This window comes from Actinoplanes palleronii (assembly GCF_016862315.1).
GTDB lineage: Bacteria > Actinomycetota > Actinomycetes > Mycobacteriales > Micromonosporaceae > Actinoplanes > Actinoplanes palleronii.
In genome coordinates this window covers 1-4,521 of the sequence record NZ_BOMS01000036.1, presented here as the reverse complement: position 1 = coordinate 4,521, position 4,521 = coordinate 1, and the positions used below count along the sequence as shown (strand labels likewise).

Sequence of the window (4,521 nt, the reverse complement as noted above, 5' to 3'; positions counted from 1 at the left end):
CCGCCGCCGCCGCCGCCGCCGCCGCCGCCGCCGCCGCCGCCACCGCCGCCGCCACCGCCACCGCCACCGCCACCGCCACCGCCACCGCCACCGCCACCGCCACCGCCACGTTGGCCGTTCGTGTCGTGCGCCGCGGGGGGTTGCGGGTTGCCTGATGGGGTGCCGGGTGCTGTCTTGTGGCCGATTTCGGTCAGGGCGGCGGAGATCTGTTGGGCCAGGGCGACGTCGCGGCTGGTGAGCGCTGCCAGCTTGAGGGTCTGCAGGGTGAGGATGACCCGGTCCGGGCGTAGGTCGACTCGCAGGTGGCCGTCGGCGGAGGTGCCGCAGGCTGCGACGGCTCGGGCGATCACTTCGATGCCGGCGCTCAGCGAGCCGATCGGGAGCACGGTCTGCAGAGCGCCTAGGAGGTATCGCCACCCCAACTCGAGGACGGCCTCCGAGGCCTCCGCCCGACTTACCACGCGCACCACGTTGATCTCCTTTGTCGCTCGTTGTCGTGCACTCGCCGCGGGACCGGGCACGGTCCGCCGCTGGTTCCCACTACGCATCCCGCCCAATCCGCCCCGCCACGCCGGCTAACGCGATGAGCCACGCCAGCTTGAGTCGCCAGCTGGAGATCAGCCGTGCCGGCGGGAGGAGAGGTGCCAGTCGAAGGGGCAATGGGGGATCAGGCCGGGGCTGGTGGCTGCTCGGATGGCCAGGTGCCGGTGATGTGGTGGGCGATCAGGGCGGCGTGAGAGAGGGGGCTCGACGGGTCTGCTGGGTCGTTGTTGGTGGTGTAGTCGAGCAGGACCACGCCCCCGTCGGCGTGCTGGCGGATCCGGTCGATCAGGTCGGTGGTGCGGTGTTCGAGGACCCAGCGGTAGGTCGGGAGGTAGATGAGGCGGCGGGCAGTTTCGTAGGGCAGCAGCTCTTGCCCGTGCAGACCGGCTCGATGGCCGCGGACCTGGCCGAAGCGGCGGACCGTTCGTTTCAGGCCGGTCATCGAGGTGACAGTCAGTTTTGCCGGGTCGACGTCGGCTTGCTCGAAGACCTTCAGCGCCTGCCAGACGCCCTCCACCGAGGCGCTGACCGTGCCCGGGGTGAACGGCACAGGGATGTCCCCGTGTGGATAGAACGGGCTCAGCCGGACCCACGGCTCAACCGCCCGGGACGTCACGTCGAGCACCGTCGCACCCGGAAACTCGGCCTGCACCGACTCCGGTTTTCGCCGGCGACTCGCCACTCGAACGAACATCCCGCCCCACCCCCGTGCCATCCCGAATCCCGAGGTGGCCGGCCGCCATCGCGGACCGAACGGAAGCCACCTCCGATCGACACGGATCCTGCCCGAGGGGTACGACAAAACCAGAAGCTCGGCCCCGCCTTGCTTCCCCGGCAAACGGGAGGCTCCGGCACCGCCTTGCTGCGCCCGAAACGGGAGGCTCCGGGACAGCCCTGCTGCCCCGGCACATCTGGAAGCCCGGCAGCCGCCTTGCCTCCGGCAGACCAGCAGGTTCGGCAATCGCCTTGCCGCCCTGGCTTGCCGCGTGATGGGGTGCCGGTCGTGGGAACGCGGAGAGTGGCCGAGCGTCTGCTGCTGGTGGACGCCGTTGACAGGCACTTCCGGCTGGATCAGCCGACCTTCATCGGTGGAGGTCAGACCTACTGGATAGACCGCGAGACCGAGTACCTCTGCGTCGACCGCGGCCTGGTCGGCATTTCTCGGCATCCAGGGCGGATGTATCGCTGACGACAGACCGAACATCCAGACCGACGATTGCACCTCAGAAACCGGGCCGACGCCCGGGCCGACTCAGAGGCTGGACCGAGCCCCGGGGGTCGAGCAGGCAAGCCGAGCGGGGAGGCCGAGCGCGGCAAGCTGCGCCGTGCCGACTGCACTGGGCTGTACCGAGCCGAGTCGAGCCCCGCCGCGCAGGGCCCTCGCCGCGCAGGGCCCTCGCCGCGCCGGGCCGCGCCGCATCGGGCCACGCCGGGCCGCATCGCACCGGGCCGCATCGCGCCGTGCCGGGTCGGGCCGCGCCGCGCGGGCCGGGCCGGGTCGCGCGTGCCGGGCCGGGCCCGGGCCGGGTCGGGCCGCGCCGCGCGTGCGGGGCCGGGTCGCGCCGCACCGCGCCGTGCCGGGTCGGGCCGCGCCGCGCGTGCCGGGCTGTGCCGCTTCGGGCCGGGGCGGGGTGGGGCGGGGCCGGATCGGTCTAGCCGCCGGCGAAGGGGGGCAGGATGTCCACGGTGGCGCCGGACGGTAGGGGTGCTTGGCGGTTGTGGCAGGTTAGGCCGTTTACCAGGAAGCTTGCGGCTTTGAGGATCAGGCCGAGTCGTTCGCCGTGGCGGTCTGTGAGGTGCTGGGTCAGCTCCTCCAGGGACTGGGCGGCCACCTCCTCGGTGGCCACCCCGGCCGCCGCTCGGGCGCCGGCGAAGTAGCGGATGGTCAGCAACGGTCAGCCTCCGATGGCGGACATGGGGCGGGCCGGCTGCAGGAAGGACGGGTCGTCGATGCCGTGGCCGGCTCGCTTGCCGAACATGGCGACCCGCCAGGCCTCGGCGATCTCGGTGTCCGGCGCGCCGTCGCGGAGCAGCTTGCGCAGGTCGCTCTCCTCGGTGGCGAAGAGGCAGTTGCGGATCTGGCCGTCGGCGGTCAGGCGGGTGCGGTCGCAGTCGCCGCAGAACGGCCTGGTGACGCTGCCGATCACGCCGACCCGGGCCGGTTCGCCCGCCGCGTCGACGTGGCCCGGGACGAGCCAGGTCTCGGCCGGAGCCGTTCCACGTGAAACATCGTCGGGCTGGAGATCGAAGGGTGTGAGCGCGGCGAGGATCTCGTCGGCGGTGACCATGGCGTGACGATCCCACTGGTGCTGGGCGTCCAGCGGCATCTGCTCGATGAACCGCAGCTGGTAGCCGTGCTCCAGCGCGAACCGCAGCAGGGTCGGCGCCTCGTCGTCGTTGACCCCGCGCATCAGGACCGTGTTGATCTTCACGGGAGTCAGCCCGGCCTCGGCCGAGGCGCGCAGGCCGAGCAGGACGTCGGCGTGCCGGTCGCGGCGCGTCAGCGTACGAAATCGGTCTGGGTCGAGAGTGTCGAGAGAGACGTTGACCCGGTCGAGTCCGGCGTCCCGCAGGGCGGGGGCGAGCCGCTCGAGCCCGATGCCGTTGGTGGTGACCGACATCTTGGGCCGTGGGTTGAGCTGGGCCGTCGCGGCGATGATGCCGACCAGCCCGCGCCGGATCAGCGGCTCGCCGCCGGTGAACCGGACCCCGGTGACGCCGAGCTGCTCCACCGCGATCCGGACCAGCCGGATCACCTCGTCGTCGGTGAGCTGCTCGGGCTGCGGCATCCAGGCCAGGCCCTCGGCGGGCATGCAGTAGGTGCACCGCAGGTTGCAGCGGTCGGTGAGCGAGACCCGCAGGTCGGTCGCGACACGGCCGAACCGATCGGCAAGCGCGATCACGGCCGCCACCCGGCCCGCTCGGCTGATCTCCCGGTCCTACTCACAACATCGAATCTAGCCGCTCCCGCCCCCGACTGCCGCCGCTGATATCGCCCTGTGGACAACGACACGAAGGAACGGCCCGGGAAGCGACACGAAAGACGGACCGGGAAGCGACGCGAAGGAACGGCCCCAGGAAGCGACACGAAGGAACGGCCCGAGGGGCGACACGAAAAGACGGCCGAGGCGCGACACGAAAGGACGGACCGGGAAGCGGCGCGATGGGCCACCCGGCGACGCCGACGGCGCTCAGCCCCGCAGGACGGCCTCGGCCGCCGCCACCACGGCCCCCCGATACCCGGCGCCGAAAGCCGCCGTATGCACCAGCAACAAGTGCAGCTGATGCAGCGGCACCCGGCTCCGCCACCCCGCCGCCAGCGGCCACTCCGCCCGATACGCGTCGAGGATCACGTCGAGGTGCGGGACCCCGCCGAACAGCGCCAGCGTCGCCAGGTCGGTCTCCCGGTGCCCGCCGTGCGCGGCCGGGTCGATCAGCCACGCCCGCCCGTCCGCACCCCACAGCACGTTGCCCGGCCACAGGTCACCGTGCAGGCGCGCGGGCGGCTCTTCCGCCGCGTACCGATCAATGGTCTTGACGACCTCCTCGACCAGCGCGGTGTCGGCGCCGGAGAGCGTGCCTTGATCCGCGGAGATCCGCAGGTAGGGGAGCAGGCGGCGTTCGGCGAACCAGGTGGACCACGGCCCGGGGCAGGGTGTGTTGTCGAGCGGCAGCGGTCCGATCCAGCCGGGCCAAGGGGCCCCGAAACTTTCCGCGCCACTGCGGTGCAGCGCGGCGAGGCCGCGCCCGAAATCCTCCGCGGCCTGACGGCCGGCGTCGCCAGGTTCGACCCATTCCATCGCGATCATCCGGGGCAGGGTCACCAAAATTTCCGGTACGGGTACCGCGCCGCTCGCCCGCAACCAGCGCAGCCCCTCCGCCTCCGCGGCGAACAGCCCGGCCGGAGGCTCCCCGAGCAGCCCGGCCGGAGGCTCCCCGAGCAGCCCGGCCGGAGGCTCCCCGAGCAGCCCGGCCGGA

At 72.4% G+C, this 4,521-nt stretch carries 6 protein-coding genes; 1 reads left to right on the top strand and 5 read right to left on the bottom strand.

The features are described 5' to 3' along the window. Together Apa02nite_RS13190 and Apa02nite_RS13185 are read right to left on the bottom strand one after the other, a co-directional pair. Window positions 1–467 (bottom strand): 4a-hydroxytetrahydrobiopterin dehydratase (locus Apa02nite_RS13190; RefSeq protein ID WP_239164289.1); only part of this gene is annotated, 467 nt, incomplete at its 3' end. Between the two features lie 200 nt (window positions 468–667). Continuing rightward, complete coding sequence (locus tag Apa02nite_RS13185) at window positions 668–1,237, bottom strand: DUF6939 family protein (RefSeq protein WP_203825276.1); 570 nt, start codon at window positions 1,235–1,237, stop codon at window positions 668–670. 324 nt (window positions 1,238–1,561) lie between these two features. Here Apa02nite_RS13185 and Apa02nite_RS13180 point away from each other — a divergent pair, with 324 nt between their 5' ends. Further along, window positions 1,562–1,732: a hypothetical protein gene (locus Apa02nite_RS13180; RefSeq protein WP_203825275.1), complete on the top strand. Its 171-nt coding sequence runs from the start codon at window positions 1,562–1,564 to the stop codon at window positions 1,730–1,732. 463 nt (window positions 1,733–2,195) lie between these two features. Here Apa02nite_RS13180 and Apa02nite_RS13175 read toward each other — a convergent pair whose 3' ends face one another. From Apa02nite_RS13175 to Apa02nite_RS13165, 3 genes are all read right to left on the bottom strand, one after another. Next, a complete protein-coding gene (locus Apa02nite_RS13175; RefSeq protein WP_203825274.1) occupies window positions 2,196–2,435 on the bottom strand; it encodes a MoaD/ThiS family protein in 240 nt (79 codons plus the stop codon). A 3-nt stretch (window positions 2,436–2,438) separates the two neighbouring features. After that, the gene (moaA, locus tag Apa02nite_RS13170; protein WP_203825273.1) at window positions 2,439–3,455 is read right to left on the bottom strand and encodes a GTP 3',8-cyclase MoaA; all 1,017 of its coding nucleotides are present in this window, start codon (window positions 3,453–3,455) and stop codon (window positions 2,439–2,441) included. A gap of 279 nt (window positions 3,456–3,734) precedes the next feature. Continuing rightward, window positions 3,735–4,521: fructosamine kinase family protein (locus Apa02nite_RS13165; protein ID WP_203825272.1), on the bottom strand; the 787-nt coding region annotated here is incomplete at its 5' end.